15 protein-coding genes are annotated in these 18376 nt (G+C 30.2%); 11 read left to right on the top strand and 4 right to left on the bottom strand.

Going from position 1 to position 18376, the window contains the following annotated elements:
- Positions 1–28: 28 nt before the first annotated feature.
- On the bottom strand, positions 29–847 hold the full coding sequence (gene pyrF, locus D3P13_RS02875; protein WP_117879782.1) for an orotidine-5'-phosphate decarboxylase: 819 nt from the start codon (positions 845–847) through the stop codon (positions 29–31).
- Positions 848–974: 127 nt separating this feature from the next.
- On the opposite strand from pyrF, the gene tpiA reads away from it, so the two are divergent.
- The 10 genes from tpiA to D3P13_RS02825 all read left to right on the top strand — a co-directional run bounded on the left by tpiA (position 975) and on the right by D3P13_RS02825 (position 12546).
- On the top strand, positions 975–1733 hold the full coding sequence (gene tpiA / locus D3P13_RS02870) for a triose-phosphate isomerase (RefSeq protein WP_117879781.1): 759 nt from the start codon (positions 975–977) through the stop codon (positions 1731–1733).
- Between the two features lie 172 nt (positions 1734–1905).
- On the top strand, positions 1906–3057 hold the full coding sequence (locus D3P13_RS02865; RefSeq protein WP_157972814.1) for a hypothetical protein: 1152 nt from the start codon (positions 1906–1908) through the stop codon (positions 3055–3057).
- A 208-nt stretch (positions 3058–3265) separates the two neighbouring features.
- Complete coding sequence (locus D3P13_RS02860) at positions 3266–3868, top strand: outer membrane beta-barrel protein (protein ID WP_117879779.1); 603 nt, start codon at positions 3266–3268, stop codon at positions 3866–3868.
- A gap of 504 nt (positions 3869–4372) precedes the next feature.
- Positions 4373–6307: a tetratricopeptide repeat-containing sensor histidine kinase gene (locus D3P13_RS02855; RefSeq protein ID WP_117879778.1), complete on the top strand. Its 1935-nt coding sequence runs from the start codon at positions 4373–4375 to the stop codon at positions 6305–6307.
- The gene (locus tag D3P13_RS02850; protein WP_117879777.1) at positions 6304–6942 is read left to right on the top strand and encodes a response regulator; all 639 of its coding nucleotides are present in this window, start codon (positions 6304–6306) and stop codon (positions 6940–6942) included. Before D3P13_RS02855 ends, D3P13_RS02850 begins: the two co-directional genes overlap by 4 nt.
- 199 nt (positions 6943–7141) lie before the next feature.
- Positions 7142–7978: a 50S ribosomal protein L11 methyltransferase gene (gene prmA, locus D3P13_RS02845; RefSeq protein WP_117879776.1), complete on the top strand. Its 837-nt coding sequence runs from the start codon at positions 7142–7144 to the stop codon at positions 7976–7978.
- Positions 7979–8029: 51 nt separating this feature from the next.
- Positions 8030–8305, top strand: a complete 276-nt coding sequence (locus D3P13_RS02840; protein ID WP_117879775.1) for an ATP-dependent Clp protease adaptor ClpS — start codon at positions 8030–8032, stop codon at positions 8303–8305.
- 201 nt (positions 8306–8506) lie between these two features.
- Positions 8507–10774, top strand: coding sequence for an aconitate hydratase (locus D3P13_RS02835; protein ID WP_117879774.1), 2268 nt, complete (start codon positions 8507–8509; stop codon positions 10772–10774).
- A gap of 207 nt (positions 10775–10981) precedes the next feature.
- Positions 10982–11869, top strand: a complete 888-nt coding sequence (locus D3P13_RS02830) for an ABC transporter permease (protein WP_232829118.1) — start codon at positions 10982–10984, stop codon at positions 11867–11869.
- The gene (locus tag D3P13_RS02825; protein ID WP_117879772.1) at positions 11866–12546 is read left to right on the top strand and encodes an ABC transporter ATP-binding protein; all 681 of its coding nucleotides are present in this window, start codon (positions 11866–11868) and stop codon (positions 12544–12546) included. The genes D3P13_RS02830 and D3P13_RS02825 overlap by 4 nt, the downstream gene beginning before the upstream one ends.
- Here the strand turns inward: D3P13_RS02825 and D3P13_RS02820 are convergent.
- From D3P13_RS02820 to D3P13_RS02810, 3 genes are all read right to left on the bottom strand, one after another.
- Complete coding sequence (locus D3P13_RS02820; protein ID WP_117879771.1) at positions 12543–15068, bottom strand: TonB-dependent receptor plug domain-containing protein; 2526 nt, start codon at positions 15066–15068, stop codon at positions 12543–12545. The two genes, D3P13_RS02825 and D3P13_RS02820, sit on opposite strands and share 4 nt — an antisense overlap.
- Positions 15065–15985 (bottom strand): FecR family protein, encoded by a 921-nt coding sequence (locus D3P13_RS02815; RefSeq protein ID WP_117879770.1) that lies wholly within the window; start codon positions 15983–15985, stop codon positions 15065–15067. The genes D3P13_RS02820 and D3P13_RS02815 overlap by 4 nt, the downstream gene beginning before the upstream one ends.
- A 131-nt stretch (positions 15986–16116) precedes the next feature.
- The gene (locus D3P13_RS02810) at positions 16117–16632 is read right to left on the bottom strand and encodes an RNA polymerase sigma factor (protein ID WP_117879769.1); all 516 of its coding nucleotides are present in this window, start codon (positions 16630–16632) and stop codon (positions 16117–16119) included.
- Positions 16633–17543: 911 nt separating this feature from the next.
- On the opposite strand from D3P13_RS02810, the gene D3P13_RS02805 reads away from it, so the two are divergent.
- Positions 17544–18371, top strand: a complete 828-nt coding sequence (locus D3P13_RS02805) for an SDR family oxidoreductase (protein ID WP_117879768.1) — start codon at positions 17544–17546, stop codon at positions 18369–18371.
- The last annotated feature ends 5 nt before the right edge of the window (positions 18372–18376 follow it).

Raw genomic sequence — 18376 nt, 5'->3', positions numbered from 1 at the left:
ATCATTTTGAGTTACCTTTCGTGACTGCTTATTGAGCATCAAGTATTGCTTTCATTTCTTGTTGTAACTCCAACGACTTATCACTTGCTTTTTTAGCAAAGTCAGTACCGTTAGATGCGTAAATAATTCCACGACTAGAATTTACCAATAGTCCAATATCATCTGTTAATCCGTATTTACATACATCTTGTAAGCTTCCTCCTTGTGCACCAACGCCTGGTACAAGTAAAAAGTGATTGGGAACAATTTTTCTAATTTTTTGAAAATATTCAGGTCGTGTTGCACCAACCACGTACATTAAGTTTTCTGAATTTTTATAGTTTAAAGAAGTTTTTAAGACACGTTGGTACAGCTGCTCATCGTCATATTCTAAGGTTTGAAAGTCTAATCCACCAGCATTAGACGTTAAGGCTAGAAGTATTGTGAATTTATCTTTAAACGCTAAAAAAGGCTCTACAGAATCTCTACCCATATATGGAGCAACAGTTATAGAGTCGAAACTTAAATCTTCAAAATAAGCTTTAGCATAACGTGTTGATGTATTTCCGATATCACCACGTTTGGCATCGGCAATTGTAAATATTTTAGGATAATTTTGGTTTAAATAATTTATCGTTTTTTCAAGAGATTGCCATCCCTTGATACCATAAGCTTCGTAGAAAGCAATATTGGGTTTATAAGCAACAGTTAAATGATGAGTAGCGTCAATAATTTGTTTGTTAAATTCAAATATAGGGTCTTCTAGCTCTTTTAAATGTTCAGGAATTTTGTCCAAATCCACATCTAAACCAATACATAAAAAAGACTTTTTTAATCTAATCTGCTCAATAAGTTGCTCTTTTGTCATAAAAATCAATAAATTTTTACAAAAATAAGGATTAATAATAGATTATTCTTTTCTGTTTATAAAACAAAATGTCACGAGGAGTTCTTATATTTGTACTTTAAATAATGTTAATATTAAATACCACAAAATGAGAAAAAATATAGTTGCTGGAAACTGGAAAATGAATAATGACCTTTCAGAGTCTAAAAAGTTAGTTAAAGGAATAAAAAAAGCAATTAAAAAGAAAGAACTGAAGAATACAAGGGTAATTGTTTCTCCAACTTATGTTAGTTTAAGTGCTGTGGTTAAAAAAGCTAAAAAATCTGCAATAGAAGTGGCGGCACAAAATATGCATCAAGCGGATAACGGAGCTTATACGGGTGAGATTTCTGCAGATATGCTAAAAAGTGTTGGTGTTAAAATAGTTATTTTAGGACATTCAGAACGAAGAGAGTATTTTGGTGAAACAGATGCTTTATTGGCTGAAAAAGTAGACCAAGCATTAAAAAATAAATTAGAAATAATATTTTGTTTTGGTGAGGTTTTAGAAGATAGAAAAAATGATAATCATTTTAAAGTTGTGGAGTCTCAAATAAAAAATGCTTTATTTCATTTAGATGCTAAGGCATGGAAAAATATAGTTTTAGCCTATGAGCCTGTTTGGGCAATTGGTACAGGTGAAACTGCAAGTCCTGAACAAGCTCAAGAAATGCATGCTTTTATTAGAAATTTAGTTGCTAATAAATATGATGCTAAAGTAGCAGACAACGTTTCTATTTTATATGGTGGTAGTGTAAAACCAGCTAATGCAAAAGAAATTTTCTCTAAACAAGATGTTGATGGTGGTCTTATTGGAGGTGCAGCATTAAAAACTGAAGATTTTGTAGCACTAATTGATGCTATTTAGTAATACTTAAATGTTCTATGATTTTCTTTAAATAGGAAATTTTTACAAAGTAGATTTTACTAGGGGTATTCACTGAAATTAAATATTTCAGTGAATACCCCTACTTTTTTGATGTTGATTGAATCTAAATTGCAGACAATAAATCAAGACTAAATCATCAAATTAAAAGGTTATGAAGCTAATACTAATCATCTGTTTGGTTTCATTTGATTTGAACTCACAACAATTAATTGATTCGTTTGAAACGAATCAACAGCATACATCTTATCTAGGCAGTCAGTCTGTAAATCCATTTACTATTAATCAAAATCAAATCCCTATAAACACAAGTATACAACCTTCTTTGTCTTTAATACTAAAAAGTAATTCTGGAAATACAATGATTCATAAAACCATTTTAACCAATAAAAATGGTGGTTATAGAGAAATTGAATATAATGCCGTTATTGAAAAAGATGCTATATATTTTTCATATCCTTTTCATGAAAAAATAGAAGCTTTTATGGAAATTGGTCTGAATTCGGCAAGTAGGAAAGGGAAGTATAATCCAATGAATTGGATTGTTCAAGATACTTTCATAGAGAAAGTTCATGAGGCTTTAGGAAAATCGGACCCTTTTAAAAGAAAGGAAATTGGTTTTGATAAGTTTAGTTATAAGTCTATGGATGAAGAAGGAAATATTTCTAAAATAGAAGCGAATATAATTTTTTCAATACGATTTGTTATTGGAGCTAATTACTATCTAATGCTTTTTCAAAATAAAAATAAAATAATATCTATAAATACAACACTTTCTTTAAAAGTTCCTTTAAAACCTTTTTCTATGCGGCAAAAGGCAGAAACGAGTTTAGGAATAGGTATTAATAAAACAAAAAATATAAGAGGTAATAAAAGTTTAACCTCTTCTTTTCATGGAAGTGCTTATTTTCATAAAAATAGTAAAAATAAAGGATATGTTTTAAGCAAAAGAAAAATAACATATAAGTTGTCGGGTCTATTAGGAATCAATATGCACAGTAGAAAAAGCGATAATACCTATTCTATTTTTACTACATTAACAAAAACTTCTTCGAGATTAAAGGCTCATGATTATACAACTCAAGGCAATATGTTAAATCAGCAAGCTTTAGATGCGGCAACTGGAGGTAATGAGTATTTAGAATTTGGAAGTAACTACTCAATTCATTTTAAGAACAATAATGTTTTAAAAGTTGAATTGACTTTTCGCGAGGATCTTAATATTAAATCAATTAACAACACTTTTTGGGGAAGAAATTCCGAAGACTTTGGTGTTTTTTTGGGGATTCAATATATAATTCATTAATAATTATTTCTTACCGCTTTTTTTGCTGGTTTAGCATCCTGTTTTAAATGGTTATACTCAATTCAATTTTAAGGGTAAACCCTGAATTATGTAAAATCAGAGAATACCCTTACTTTTTTTTTATAAAGTGAAAGTAGCTTGCCGTCATTAACAAAGTCTTGAATAAATATGTCAAGGCGAATAATAACTAATCTTAAAAAATAATATTATGAAAAAGTTACTTTCAATTTTTCTTTTACTGACAGCTACATTATTAATGAATTCATGTGGTCTGTTTAAGGCAAGAATAGGTGCTCATTTTCAAAATAACACGTCAGGGTATTCTGATTCGAATGAAGATACTAATACTGACACGAATACGGATCTTGCCATTACAAAAGTAAAAGCTTTTGATAAAAAAGCATTAAATAACGAATTTTCAAATAATAGCACTGGGGTTTATGTGGGTATTTCTTTTTTGGAAATTTCTTTAACCGATAAATTAGAATTTCAACCAGAACTTAATTTTATAGCAATTAAAAATTTTAATCAAATTCAGACTCCAATTTTATTGAAGTATAATATTGTTGATAAATTTAGTGCTTACGCTGGTCCAAGTTTTGGTTTCCTATTAGATAGACCTGAAGGTATTGATTCATTTAATGTTGCACTGGACTTTGGACTATCTTATGATATTACAGAAAAATTCTCAGTAGAAACAAGATACGACTGGGGTCAAACAAATTTATTAGATGGTGGTGATAGTGATAATTATTTTAAACTGAATAGCTTTCAAGTAGGTGTAACTTATAAGTTTGATTCTAAAAAATAAATTAAAATGATTTAAGAACAAATTAAATTAAATTGAAAATATTGTTTGTGTTAAGCCTGGTGTTTTAACTTATGCACAACAAACAATACCTGCCACAGGAATTGAAGAATCTGGTGAAGGAGGTTCAATAAGTTATACTAGTCCAATTAGTTTACACCATTAATAACGGAGCTAATAATTTTTAGCACATGGAGTATGACTGGTTTATGAAATTTCAACTTTTGCAATTAATAATTTTAATCAGATTAAGTTGGAATACTCGATGTATCCATACCCAACAGTAGATAAATACACGTTAAAAATTCAAAATTTTAGTTATGAAGAGTTGTCGTAGGAAAATATTTTGTGTACAAATCAGTATTCATAAACTGAAGTATGGGAATATTATTTGTAAGATAACACATCTACTCCCGATATTAATAACAGTAAAGTGGTTGTTAGAGTAGTTCATTCGTTCTAACTCATAAAATTTATCTATTTTTAAACAAACTAAAAACCAATACTTTGAAAAATAAAATAAGCATTTTTATTTTTTTAATTACAATTTCACTAGTAGCTCAAACATCAGATTTTTATCAGGATAGTATTAAAATAGAAATACAACAGATAGTTTCTGATAGTTTAAGAGCTAAGAAATATTACAAGGCCTCCACTTATGCATTACAAAATCTAAATGATTTAAAATTAAGTCATATATATTTAGATAGTGCAATGTTTTATTCACAAAAATCAAAGTTTTCTGATTCTGAAGCAAAATGTCATTTTTTATATGGTTTGCTTGAAAGAATTGGTGGAAATTATGAAGTTGCTTTAGAGCATTTAGATAAAAATATTAATTATTATAAAAACGATTCAACCAATAAATCTTATGCTTTATTTCAAGTTGGGGTGATTCATCGTTTAAGAGGAGACTATAAAAAAAGTTTAAGTACTTATTTTGAAATATTAAAAATATTTGAGCATAAAAAAGATTCATTTGCAATGGCCTCAACACTAAATAGTATTGGCAATATTTATGGTGAAATGGATAAATATGATAAAGCAATTGAAAATTATAGTAGAGCTAATGGGATATTTATAAAAAAGGATAAAAAACGTGATATGTCTAATGCTTATCAAAATATTGGTGAAATATATATACGTAAAAAAGACACAATTGCAGCACAAGATAACATGAAAAAATCTTTATTAATTGCTGAAGATATAAATGAACCGTATGCAAAAGCAAATGCATTATTTGGTTTGGGGAGAACTTATTTACGATCTCATCCCAAAAAATCTTTAGAGTATTTTAAAGAATCGGAGTCTATTTTAGAAAAAATACAATATAATTCTTTAAAACTTAAAGTGTATAGAGATTTAGGGCATTATTATAGAAAGTATAACTATGAAAAAGCACTAATTTATTATAACAAAGGATTAGCATTATCTGAAGAATTAGGCGAGTTACCTCCAAAAGAAGAAATCTTAGAAGGATTATCTTTTATTTATGAAAGTAAAAAGCAATTTCAAAAAGCATATAACTATCAATCAAAATATATAATAGTAAAAGATTCTATATTTAATATAGAAAACACTAGAGGGTTGAATTTATTACAATCACAATTCGATTCTGAAAAAAAAGATAAAGAAATTGCTCAGCAAAATTTACAATTAGTACAAAATGAAAAAGAATTCCAAAAAAAGAAAACACAATATAGTTATATGACTGGGGCGGCATTGATATTATTAATAGGGTTAACATCACTTTGGTTTATTAACCAGCAACGTCAAAAACGTAAAAATCAAGAAATTTTATCATTAAAAAGAGAACAACAAGTACAAACTTTAGAATCTTTAATGGAAGGAGAAGAAAATGAACGCATCCGTATTTCTAAAGAATTACACGATGGTGTAAATGTGGATTTATCAGCTATCAAATATAAGCTTACTTCTATGTTGGAAAAAAATAATGAAGTTATTAATGAAGTGGTAACCATGATTGATAAATCTTGCGAACAGGTCCGTGCTATTTCGCATAATTTGGTGCCTCCATCACTAAAAGATTTTAGTTTGGTAGAAACCATAGAAGATTTTTGTACCACTGCAAATAGCATTCACAATTCAGAAATTACATTTACCTATATAGGTGAATCCATTTCTATTTCTAAAAAAGCCGAGGTCAATATCTTTAGAATTGTGCAAGAATTGGTTAATAATAGTATTAAACATGCAGAGGCCACCGAAATTAATGTTCAGTTAAGCAATCATAACAATAACATTCAACTAACAGTAGAAGATAATGGTAAAGGATTTAATAAAGAAGAAATAAAAAGTAACGGTATTGGGTTGAAAAATATTCAATCTAGAGTAGATTATTTATCCGCCAAATTAGATTTTAGCTCTAATGAAAAAGGAACATCATATATAATTGATATCAATATCGAAGCATTAACATGATTACAAAAATTTCAATAACCGACGATCATAAAATAGTCTTAAAAGGTATCCAATCAATGCTAAAAGACACCAAAGAGATTGAAGTTGTTGGCATATACAATAATGCAATGGAAACTATTCAAAATATTGATAAAGACAAACCAGATGTATTGTTGTTAGATATTAATTTACCTGATATGAATGGTATTGATCTTTGTAAAAAAATAAAAAACACTAACGAAAAATTAAAGATTATTGCCATTTCAAACTTTGATGAAATTTCATTTGTAAAACGCATGCTAAATAATGGAGCTAGTGGCTATTTGCTAAAGAATACTGATAAATTGGAATTATTGGAAGCATTTAAAACGGTACTCTCTGACGGCCAGTATCTACAAAAAGATATTCAAAGAAAATTATTAAGTCAAACCTTAGGGCAAAAGAAGAAAAGCTCTTTATTTACAAAGCTTACCCGAAGAGAAAAAGAAGTGCTAAACGCCATTGCAGAAGAGCTAACTACCCAAGAAATAGCTGATAAACTTTTTATCAGTAGCAAAACTGTTGAAACCCATCGTATGAATTTGATGAGCAAATTAGGTGCTAAAAATAGTGTGGGCATTATTAAGACCGCGATTGAGCAAGGATTGTTGGATTGATAAGCATCAAACGATTCTCGATACACTTTTTGTTCCATTTCATTTCACAAAAAACACTCGAACTTACAACGGTAGTTTAATGAATAACACATTGTCATTTCGAGTATTTTCTTAGAGATGATAGTCGAAAAGAAAATGTATCGAGAAGCTTCTGTAAAACGAAATAATATTACATTTGCACTTCCAAATTTTACACCAAATGTCAAACACCTATATCGCTTACAACTTTACCGTTTCGCCATTACAACCTACAACTGAGATACTAATTGCAGAACTCGGGTATGTGGGTTTTGAAAGTTTTGTAGAAAACGAAAATGGTTTTATCGCCTATATCCAAAAGGAAGATGATTCTGAGACTATTTTAAATGAAATTTATGTGCTTCAAGGTGATGAGTTTGAAATTTCATATACAAAAGAAGAAATAGAACAAGTAAACTGGAATAGTGAGTGGGAGAAGAATTTTAATCCAATTCAAGTAGATGATTTGGTTAGTATTAGAGCTCCTTTTCATCCCAATCCCAATCTGAAATATGATATTGTTATTGAACCAAAAATGAGTTTTGGTACAGGTCATCATGAAACTACGCACATGATGGTACAACATATTCTTAAACTAGATTTGCAAGGTAAGAAAGTGTTAGATATGGGTTGTGGTACTGGTATTTTAGCAATTCTAGCTGAAATGAAAGGTGCCAATCCGTTAGACGCTATTGATATTGATGCTTGGTGTTATGAAAATTCATTAGAAAATGTAGAACGTAACAACTGTAAGCATATAAGTGTTTGTGAAGGTGATGCATCACTGTTAATTAATAAAAAATATGATGTTATTATTGCCAATATCAACAGGAATATTTTACTGAATGATATTAAAATATATGCTGATTGTTTAAATGATAATGGCGTTTTATTATTGAGTGGTTTTTATGAGGAAGATATACCAATTATTGATGTGGAGACCTCTAAATATAGTTTGAAATTAGAGGAATTTATAGAAAGAAACAATTGGGTAGCTTTAAAATATTTAAAAAGCTAAACTGTTAAATTATTTCAAAATAAGAATCTTTTCTTTATTTTTATACCCATTATGAGCGAACAACATAAAAAACAGGAAGATTTTGACGTTCTTGAACAAGAACTAAATCTACATGAAATTATCCTTTTTAATGACGATGTTAATACTTTTGAACACGTTATTGAATCATTGGTAGATGTTTGTAACCATTCTTCTGTACAGGCAGAACAATGTGCCTTTTTAGTACATTATAAAGGTAAATGTGCTGTAAAAACTGGAGAATACGACGAGCTGAAACCACGTTGTACGAGATTATTAAATTTAGGACTGTCTGCCGAAATCGTTTGAAATGGACGTTTTTGTGTTAATACCTTCTTTTAAATCGTAAAAATACTTCGTAGATTTACTCTTTTCTGTAATTAATAATCATTTTTATTGAGTATTCACTAATACGAGCTGATTTGCTCTATTTTATATTGGGAATATTTTAAAAAGTTTTAATTATTAAGTACATTTGTAAGCATTAATTTTAAGAAATATATAATTATTATGGCATTTGATATTGAAATGATAAAAGGCGTTTACAAAACAATGGGTGAGCGTATTGATAAAGCTAGGTCTTTAACCGGTAAGCCGTTAACTTTGGCAGAAAAAATATTATATTCTCATTTAGATGAAGGTATGCCAACTCAAGTTTTCAAAAGAGGTAAATCTTATGTTGACTTTAAGCCGGATAGAATTGCTTGTCAAGATGCTACTGCACAAATGGCTTTATTGCAATTTATGCAAGCAGGTAAGCCTAAGGTTGCAGTGCCAACTACTGTGCATTGTGATCACTTAATTCAGGCCAAACAAGGTGCTAAAAAAGATTTAATAAGAGCAAATAAAACTAGTCATGAAGTTTTTGATTTTCTAGAATCAGTTTCTAATAAATATGGAATTGGTTTTTGGAAACCAGGTGCTGGTATTATTCACCAAGTAGTATTGGAAAATTATGCTTTTCCTGGTGGAATGATGATTGGTACCGATTCTCATACTGTAAATGCAGGAGGATTAGGTATGGTTGCTATAGGTGTTGGTGGTGCTGATGCTGTAGATGTAATGGCAGGAATGCCATGGGAATTGAAATTTCCTAAATTGATTGGTGTTAAGTTGACTGGAAAGTTAAATGGATGGACAGCCTCCAAAGATGTTATTTTAAAAGTAGCAGGAATTCTTACTGTAAAGGGTGGAACTGGTGCAATTGTTGAATATTTTGGCGAAGGAGCTAAAAATTTATCTTGTACGGGTAAAGGAACAATCTGTAATATGGGTGCGGAAATTGGAGCAACCACATCAACTTTTGGTTATGATGATTCTATGGAACGTTTTTTACGTGCTACAGATAGAAATGATATTGCGGATGAAGCTAATAAAATTAGAGAACATTTAACAGGTGATGCAGAAGTTTATGCGGCACCTGAAAAATACTTTGATCAGGTAATAGAAATTGATCTAAATACTTTGCGTCCTCACCTAAACGGACCTTTTACGCCAGATTTAGCTACGCCAGTAGGTGAATTAGGTGAAAAAGCAAGAAAAAATGGATGGCCTATAAAAGTAGATTGGGGATTGATAGGTTCTTGTACCAATTCTTCTTACGAAGATTTAACGCGTGCAGCATCAATTGCTCAACAAGCTATTGATAAAAAATTAAAACCGAAAAGTGATTTTGGTATCAATCCAGGGTCTGAGCAAATTAGATTTACTGCTGAACGCGACGGATTATTAAGCGTTTTTGAAAATTTAGGAGCTACAATATTTACGAATGCTTGTGGGCCGTGTATCGGTCAATGGGATAGAAGTGATGCTCAAGGAGATAAGAAAAATACGATTGTACACTCATTCAATAGAAACTTTTCTAAACGTGCAGATGGTAATCCAAATACCCATGCTTTTGTTGGTTCTCCTGAGATGGTAGCAGCAATTGCAATTTCGGGTAAATTGGATTTTGATCCGATGAATGATACATTGCTTAACGAAGATGGTCAAGAAGTGAAATTGGACGAGCCTAGAGGTATTGAATTACCACCAGAAGGATTTGCTGTTGATGATAATGGTTTTTTAGCACCAGATGCAGACGGAAGTGGTGTTGAAATTAAAGTGAGTCCAGAATCTGAACGATTGGAGTTGTTAACTCCTTTTAAACCTTGGGATGGTAAAAACATTACAGGAGCGAAATTATTGATAAAGGCTTTTGGGAAATGTACAACTGACCATATTTCTATGGCAGGTCCTTGGTTGCGTTATAGAGGTCATTTAGATAATATTTCTAATAACACATTAATTGGGGCGGTAAATGCTTACAACAAGCAAACCAATATGGTTAAAAACCAATTGACGGGTGAATATGGTGCAGTACCAGATACAGCAAGAGCTTATAAAAAATCTGGAATTCAATCCATAGTTGTTGGTGATCATAATTATGGTGAAGGTTCTTCTCGTGAGCATGCTGCGATGCAACCAAGGCATTTAGGTGTTATTGCTGTTTTGGTAAAATCTTTTGCTAGAATTCACGAAACCAACCTTAAAAAACAAGGGATGTTAGGGTTAACTTTTGCAAATGAAGCTGATTATGATAAAATTAAAGAAAATGATACATTTGATTTTATTGATTTAGTTGATTTTGCTCCAGAAAAACCATTAGCTATTTTGGTGAAACATGCAGACGGTAGTGAAGATACTATAATTGCAAATCATACATATAATGAAAGTCAAATACAATGGTTTAGAGAAGGTTCTGCATTAAACTTAATTAAAAAGGAGAACGTAAAATAAGATTGTAGACGATTTTTAATATTTCGTCAGATCTATAAAACAAACCCTACAAGTCTTTAAGATTTGTAGGGTTTTTTAATTAAATGAGTCAATAGTTAAGTCTTAATCCTATTTATTTTAAAAGTGCTATTATTGAATATAGAAAATGTTTATGAATTTTGAAATCTTACCCTGTAAATGTTAGCCTATTTTAGACTTCAATTAAGAATGACTAATAGGAAACTTGACGCATTCGGATTGTATCCATTACTAGCGTACATATTACTTATAATAGCATTTTTTGGGTTGTCTAATTATTTATTTTCTAAATCTGAATATGCACCCTATTTATATATTGTAGTTGCTCTAGGGTTATCAATAAAGCTCAGTGAAAAAAAGCGAATCGATTTTTTGAAGATGTGTTTTAAAACCACCGACTATTTTAAAATTAGAATCGTTGAAAATAGTTTAATTGCACTACCCTTTGTAATTTATTTGATTGTGGAGGAACGTTTTTTACCCGCTGTAGTCTTATTCTTATTCGTGAATCTATTTGCTTTTTTTAATTTAAAAACGACAACAAATTTTACCATTCCAACTCCTTTTGGTAAAAGACCTTTTGAATTTTCAAGTGGATTTAGAAACACCTTTTTTGTTTTTCCTATAGCCTATATTATAACCTATATTTCTGTTAACGTCAATAATTTTAATCTTGGTGTTTTTTCAATGTTACTCATTTTTATTGTTACACTTTCTTATTACGCTAAGCTTGAAAATGAATATTATGTTTGGTCTTTTAGCGATTCTTCAAAAGTATTTTTAATCAAGAAAATAAGAACAGCACTCCTGTTTTCAACCTTTTTAAGTTTGCCAATTGTAATTTTTTTAATACTATTTTTTCATTCTGAATTAGAAACGCTTCTAATTTTCTGGATCTTAGGTTATGCTTATTTGGTAACTGTGATTTTGGCCAAATATTCAATCTATCCTTATGAAATAAATATTCCGCAAGGTGTATTAATAGCGGTGAGCCTCGTTTTTCCGCCATTATTAATTGGTATAATACCTTATTTTTATTCACAATCTGTCAAACGATTAAAAACTATTTTAGAATGATCAAGATTCAACAACTTTCTAAATTTTATGGTAAAAATGAGGTTTTAAATGGCATAAATCTATCTTTTGAAAAAGGAAAAGTCTATGGTATTGTAGGTGACAATGGTTCGGGTAAAACCACTCTTTTTAGATGTATTTCTGGACTTGAAAAATATAACGGAAAAATTACGTCAGATTATAGTGTGCTTAAAAACCATATAGGACTATTGTTAACTGAGCCTTACTTTTTTGATAAAATTACCGCAAGAGAATATTTGCAATTAATGTGCAATGCTAGAAATGTTCAACTTGAAAACTTAGACACACAAAATATCTTTGATTTACCATTAAAACAATATGCTTCTACCTATTCTACTGGAATGAAAAAGAAATTAGCATTGACGGCTATATTATTACAAAAAAATGAGTGCTTTATTCTTGATGAACCCTTTAATGGAGTGGATATTCAAAGTAATATGATCATATCGGAACTTATTAAGAAATTAAAAACAGCTGAAAAAACGGTTGTTATTTCTTCTCATATTTTTTCAACGTTGGCTGAAACTTGCGATGAAATTCATTTACTGAAAAATGGTCAATTTGTAAGAAAAGTACTAAAAGAAGAGTTTTCGTCGCTTGAAGCTGAAATGAAATATTTTACAATTGGTAATCGTATTGATCAGTTAAACATCTACTAAAAAAACACTCTAAATGCTACGTTTGGAGTGAAACCTAAAGAATAGGTATTTATTTCTTTAACCGTACTGTTATTTTCATCGTTATAATAATAGGTGTTTAAGATGTTCTTTTTATCTAATAAGTTCAATACAGATACTCCAGCTTGAGCTTTAATCCGTTTAGAGAATTTGAAATCATAAATTGCTGAGGCATCTACTCGGAAATAAGATTTTAAATTACTACTATTTGCCGATTGATAATTTATTTTATTACTTGTAATCTCATTGCCATCAACGGGTTTTGTTATTGGTTTTCCTGTACGCCAATTACCTCCTAAAGAAAGTTTTAAATTATCGAAGGTATAACCACCAGCTACAGAAACAGTATGGCTTATGTCGTAATTACTAGGAAAATGATTGTTGTCTAATTCCTTAAATTTATAATTGTTATCTGCGAAAGAATAGCCTAACCAAGTGTTTAGTTTTCCAATTTTATTGTTTACCATAAAATCAAAACCTTTCACATCGTAATTACCTATTGTATTTATGAATTCATACTGATTGCGGAATCCTTGACTTTGGGTAGTAATGCCATTAACATGCTTGTAGTAAACTTCTGCATTTATTAATAGTCTATCATAACTATAATTGGACCCGAAAGACAGTTGCTTACTTTTTAAAATAGGGATTGAATTGTCATTTGCTAAGGTCCACCTTCTACTTTCAATACCCAAAAAATTATTTCTAAAATCGTTTACTAGAGTTGTGGTTTGACTTTTGAATTCTCCCAAAATTTCAAAAGTAATTTTGTCATTTATTCTGTAATTAAAATTTAGTCTAGGTTCAATGATAAATTTGTCAAAAGTATTTAGATAATTAACACGTACACCTAAATTAACATTGGTGTTTCCATCTTCAGATCTATACGCCGCAGTTGATGATATGGCATGAGATTGAACCATTCTTTTATCTATAGTATCTAATACAGGAGCATTTAATTTATCGGCATTTGTTATTTCTGTTTGTTTAAAATGATAACCGTTATGTAATGTAAAATAATCATTTAGTTCTAGCCTCGAATTCAAATCTAATCCAACTTCTACAATTTTATTTTTTTGATTTAAAATCAGTTCATTAATAACATCAAAGTTGGTGCCTTTAAGTTCATAGGCGGTAGTGTAAATTTGTGCAGTAGTCTTAAATTTATCATTCCACCTTCTTTTATATTCTAAACCACTGGCAATATTACTTTGATCCAATGAGCTTTCTCGTGAGGCAGATTGGCCGCCGCCAAAAGCATTTTCACTTATGGTTAAGTTGTTTTTTAAGTGTAAAAAGTTGAGTCTAATGTTATCTTTTTTAGATATCTTGTATATCCACCTTAGGCTCACATCATAAAAATCGAATTTTTCATCTGTACTATTGGTGTTGTTTGTACTTGAGACAACATCTGTATTTTGAAAAGCTCTATCAAAATACTGTGTATATGTTGGAGTGTTTAAAAACTCATTTACAGATGTTCTAGAGGCAATTTGTAATGATGAGCTTTTATGTATAGGGATATCAACAAAGGCATCTAAATTTATAAAATTCAAACCTACTTCGGCATTTAAAACTTTATTCACAACACGATCAGATTCCATGTCAATGGTTCCTGAAATTCCGTCTGCATAATTTGAGGGTGTTCCGTTTTTATAGAGTTTTACTTTTTTAGTAATGCGTGGGTTTACTGCAGAAATCAATCCGAAAAAATGCCCAGATTGATAGAGCTTAATGCCATCCCATTGAATAAGATTTTGATCGTGCGTGCCACCTCTCACGTTAATGTTCGATACGGTTTCATCAATGCTTTGTATTCCGGGAATTACTTGTATGGTTTGTAAGACATCGGTTTCTATAAGACCTGGTACAATACCGAAGTTTTTATAGTTTACACTAATACTACCATCCATCACTTTGTTAATACCTTCTGTGATATAATCTTTCAGAATTATTTCAGATAAGTTTTCTATTTTAGAGTCTAGAAAAATCACATCACAATCGTTCGGGTTTAAATTTTTTGCATAGTCAGTAAATACATCATAGCTAATATGCCTAATCGTAATAATATCGTGTTCAGACAAATCTTCTAGTATAAAGTAGCCATTATCATTACTAATAATAGATACGCCATCTGTTTGTACTACAGCTCCCTTAATTGGAAAATTTGTAGTACCGTCCATTAAATAGCCACAAATAGAAAATAGATTGGCTTTGTTTTTTGTAATGGTAATGTAATTACTTCCAATTATTGTAAATACTAATGGGGTGCTGTTTTGTAAATAAGAAATTGACGCTTTCAGATTAAGCGAATCTGCGGGAGGTTCAATAGAGACGTTTCTAATATCCTTATCTATAAATGAAAAATTAGAGTCAAAACGTGACTCTAATTTTTCTAAAATTTTGATAAGTGATTGCTTATCTTTTTTGGTTTGTGCTGTAATTGAAGTTAAACAAATAAAAGATAAAAAGAATATACATAGAAGTAATTGCTTTTTTATCACTCTTTGGTTAAAACTATTTTGTTTTTATTTTCTTTGTTGTACTTCAATTCTAATGGTAATGTTATAGCTTTTAAAGCTAATTCTTGATCGTTTAATGCAAAACTACCTGTAAATAATTGAGTCATGTCTACATTATTTGTTTCCACTTTAATATTGTATTGTCTCTCAAACTCTTGGATCACTTCGCTATACGGAACACTTTTAAAACTACTCATGTTTTTGTTTGACCATGAAGGTAATGAGTCCTTAGTTTCGTCTACTATAATTTCATTTCCAATTACTTTGAAGGACTTACCTGCAGGAAGTTTTATTTCCTTCCCTTTATATTTTAGACTTACTAAGCCTTCATAACAAGTAACTTCAAAATAATTAACGCGTTGTTTTACGTTAAATTGTGTACCTAGCACACTTACTTTGCCTAACCAAGTGTTTACGTCAAACTGTGATCCTTTGGCAACATCAAAATAAGCTTCACCAACTAAATTTACTTCTCTATTGTTTTCCCAATCCCCTTTTTTGTATTGAAGGGAAGAAGAGGCGTTTAACTTTACATTAGAATTGTCTGGTAATTGAATCGTTGTTTGATTACTAGCTAAAGTTTTAACCGTTGTGGTATCTCCATATAAGGGTGCATAATAAATAGCTAAACCAACTAAAAGTATAGCTGCTACTCTCATTAATGGTTTTAACCAATTTAATGTTTTTACAGGAGTCGCTGTTTTTTGTCGACGCTCACTAATTATAGTATTTAATTTACCATATTCAAAATCAACATCATAAGATGTGTCTTCAAAAAGCTTGGCTTTTTCGGATAGTTTAGCATAAGACGCGTACTCGGGCAATGCCTTAAAGGCAGTAAGCTCGGCATCGTTTATCTCGCCATCTAACCATTTTTGTATTAAAAGTTCTTTTTTCATATCAATGTTTCTTATTACATAACAATTGAAGTTTGGTTTTTCCTACCCTAAGTATAGAATTTTTTTCAATTCTTTTTAGAGGTACTTCACTTATGTAACAATTACAACTCATAAATTCCTACTAATATATGTTAAATTCCGTCAATTTCTTTTCTTAATTTTTCTAAAGCACCATAAATTCGCTTTTCTACACCCTTTCTAGAGATGCCCAACTCGGCAGCAATCTCTTTATGTTTTTTACCTTCTATTCTATTCATTAGAAAAGCTTCACGCTGAGCCTCAGTCAAATTACCTAATGCTCGTTGGTATTTTTTCATATACTCAGATTCTTCCATAATAAATTCAGGAGTCTCGTTCGTATAGTGTTTGGGTTTAACTTGTTGATGTTTTAAAACTACTTTTTGATGTTTTACTTCATTAAGCATCATGTTATTTGCCGTTGTAAATAAAAAAGATTTCGCTTTTTCTGGAGAAACATTTTTACAATTGTCCCAAAGTTTAATAAAAGCTTCTTGAACTTTATCTTTTGGATTTAAATTATCTCCGTATTTATAACGTAAAAAATTATGCACATCTTTAGAAAGAGTTTTAAATATATTAGAAAATATACGCTCTTCGCAAACATTTGAATTTAAAGATTGTACCATATGGTTGATAAAATTTATTTAGTATAGGTTTATTTGTGGTTCTTATAAATAGTAAACGGAGCAACAATTAGTTTTGTACTTTCTTAAAGTATTTCCATTTATTATCATCATAATAACTGCGAATTGGTATAAATTATTGCTTTTAGGTGCTAGAAATATATGATTTAAACAGTGTGGTAATTGGTAACAGTATGTATTGACTCACATTTTTATACAATATCAATTGATTTTAAATAAGAATATTATTTACAATAATTGGGAAATTACAAAAATGTTAATTTTTTTATACAATTTATTATATTGAAAATAAGATAGTTATATATTTTTTAATAATTTTTATTTTATAGGGTAGGAATTCTAGCACGGTTGTTGTTTTATACATGAAGAGTTGAAACTAATTAGTAAAAAGAAATATAACTTTTAATACGCTTGACTGAAATTTAATAAGTGAAACATAAAGTAAACTTTTAGTAGTCCCTAAAAAGAAACATTTATTACAGTATTTAAAGTCATTCATAGTATAAAAGCGAAATGGGAAAATTGCTATAATATTTTTGTGAATTTGCCTGACAGGTTTAGGCAAATTCGCTTCCCTAAAAAAACACTCATTAAGAGAGTATTAAAAGAGTTTAAGTTGATAGTTTAGTTAGAAAAAAATAGCCCACTGAAGAGTGGGCTTTTTTGTTTTGCATAATCTAATGCAATCAGATTAGTGATAAGTGAATAGAAAAATATTTTTTCCAATTACTTATTTTGAGTATTAAGAATATAATTTGATTCTATAATTCTAAAATTTTATTATTTTCCGTGTACGTACACGGAAAATTTTTATTATATTTGAATTTCAATAGTTTGATTGCGGAATAATTCATTTCTGAAATCGATTTACAAATATAAAATTTACATAAAAAATGGGTAAAGTAATCGTTTTAACTGGTGCAGGAGGTGTGCTTTGTAGCACCTTGGCAATAGCACTTGCCAAACAAGGTAATAAGATAGCTGTATTAGATTTACGAATCGATGCCGCAAATAAAGTAGCAGATGAGATAAATGCAGCTGGAGGAACGGCTATTGGTATTGCTGCTAATGTACTTGAAAAAAAATCGTTGGAGGTAGCAAGAAAAGTAGTAAATGAAAAGCTAGGAACTTGTGATATATTAATCAATGGAGCTGGTGGTAACCATCCATTAGGAACAACTTCTAATCCTTTTTTACAAGAGGAAGATCTTCTCAATAAAACAGATGGGTTTAAAACATTTTTCGAATTAGATCCAGAGGGTATTAAATTTGTATTTGATTTAAATTTTATTGGTACTTTACTTCCAACACAGGTATTTGCCAAAGATATGGTTGGAAAAACAGGTTGTAGTGTGTTAAACATTTCATCAATGAATGCTTTTACACCCTTAACAAAAATTCCTGCTTACAGTGGTGCAAAGGCTGCCGTTTCAAATTTTACACAATGGCTGGCTGTACATTTTTCTAAAGTTGGTATTCGGGTTAATGCATTGGCACCTGGGTTTTTCTTAACAGATCAGAATAGAACTTTATTAACAGAAACTGATGGAAGTTTAACACAGAGAGGTCAGCAAATTATAGATCAAACCCCAATGGGGCGTTATGGAGTACCTGAAGATTTAGTAGGAACGACATTATGGTTGTGTGGAGAAGGATCAAAATTTGTTACTGGAGTAGTTGTGCCAATTGATGGTGGATTTGCCGCATATAGCGGAGTTTAAAATAA

Origin of the sequence: Aureibaculum luteum, from assembly GCF_003449015.1 — a bacterium.
Lineage (GTDB): Bacteria > Bacteroidota > Bacteroidia > Flavobacteriales > Flavobacteriaceae > Aureibaculum > Aureibaculum luteum.
Note: the sequence above shows the minus strand (reverse complement) of the source record. Positions and strands in the feature narration are given on the sequence as shown.

Coding starts and splice junctions, on each gene's coding strand:
- pyrF (WP_117879782.1), bottom strand. CDS start 847: ATGACAAAAGAGCAACTTATTGAGCAGATTAGATTAAAAAAGTCTTTT.
- tpiA (WP_117879781.1), top strand. CDS start 975: ATGAGAAAAAATATAGTTGCTGGAAACTGGAAAATGAATAATGACCTT.
- D3P13_RS02865 (WP_157972814.1), top strand. CDS start 1,906: ATGAAGCTAATACTAATCATCTGTTTGGTTTCATTTGATTTGAACTCA.
- D3P13_RS02860 (WP_117879779.1), top strand. CDS start 3,266: ATGAAAAAGTTACTTTCAATTTTTCTTTTACTGACAGCTACATTATTA.
- D3P13_RS02850 (WP_117879777.1), top strand. CDS start 6,304: ATGATTACAAAAATTTCAATAACCGACGATCATAAAATAGTCTTAAAA.
- prmA (WP_117879776.1), top strand. CDS start 7,142: ATGTCAAACACCTATATCGCTTACAACTTTACCGTTTCGCCATTACAA.
- D3P13_RS02840 (WP_117879775.1), top strand. CDS start 8,030: ATGAGCGAACAACATAAAAAACAGGAAGATTTTGACGTTCTTGAACAA.
- D3P13_RS02835 (WP_117879774.1), top strand. CDS start 8,507: ATGGCATTTGATATTGAAATGATAAAAGGCGTTTACAAAACAATGGGT.
- D3P13_RS02830 (WP_232829118.1), top strand. CDS start 10,982: ATGACTAATAGGAAACTTGACGCATTCGGATTGTATCCATTACTAGCG.
- D3P13_RS02825 (WP_117879772.1), top strand. CDS start 11,866: ATGATCAAGATTCAACAACTTTCTAAATTTTATGGTAAAAATGAGGTT.
- D3P13_RS02815 (WP_117879770.1), bottom strand. CDS start 15,985: ATGAAAAAAGAACTTTTAATACAAAAATGGTTAGATGGCGAGATAAAC.
- D3P13_RS02810 (WP_117879769.1), bottom strand. CDS start 16,632: ATGGTACAATCTTTAAATTCAAATGTTTGCGAAGAGCGTATATTTTCT.
- D3P13_RS02805 (WP_117879768.1), top strand. CDS start 17,544: ATGGGTAAAGTAATCGTTTTAACTGGTGCAGGAGGTGTGCTTTGTAGC.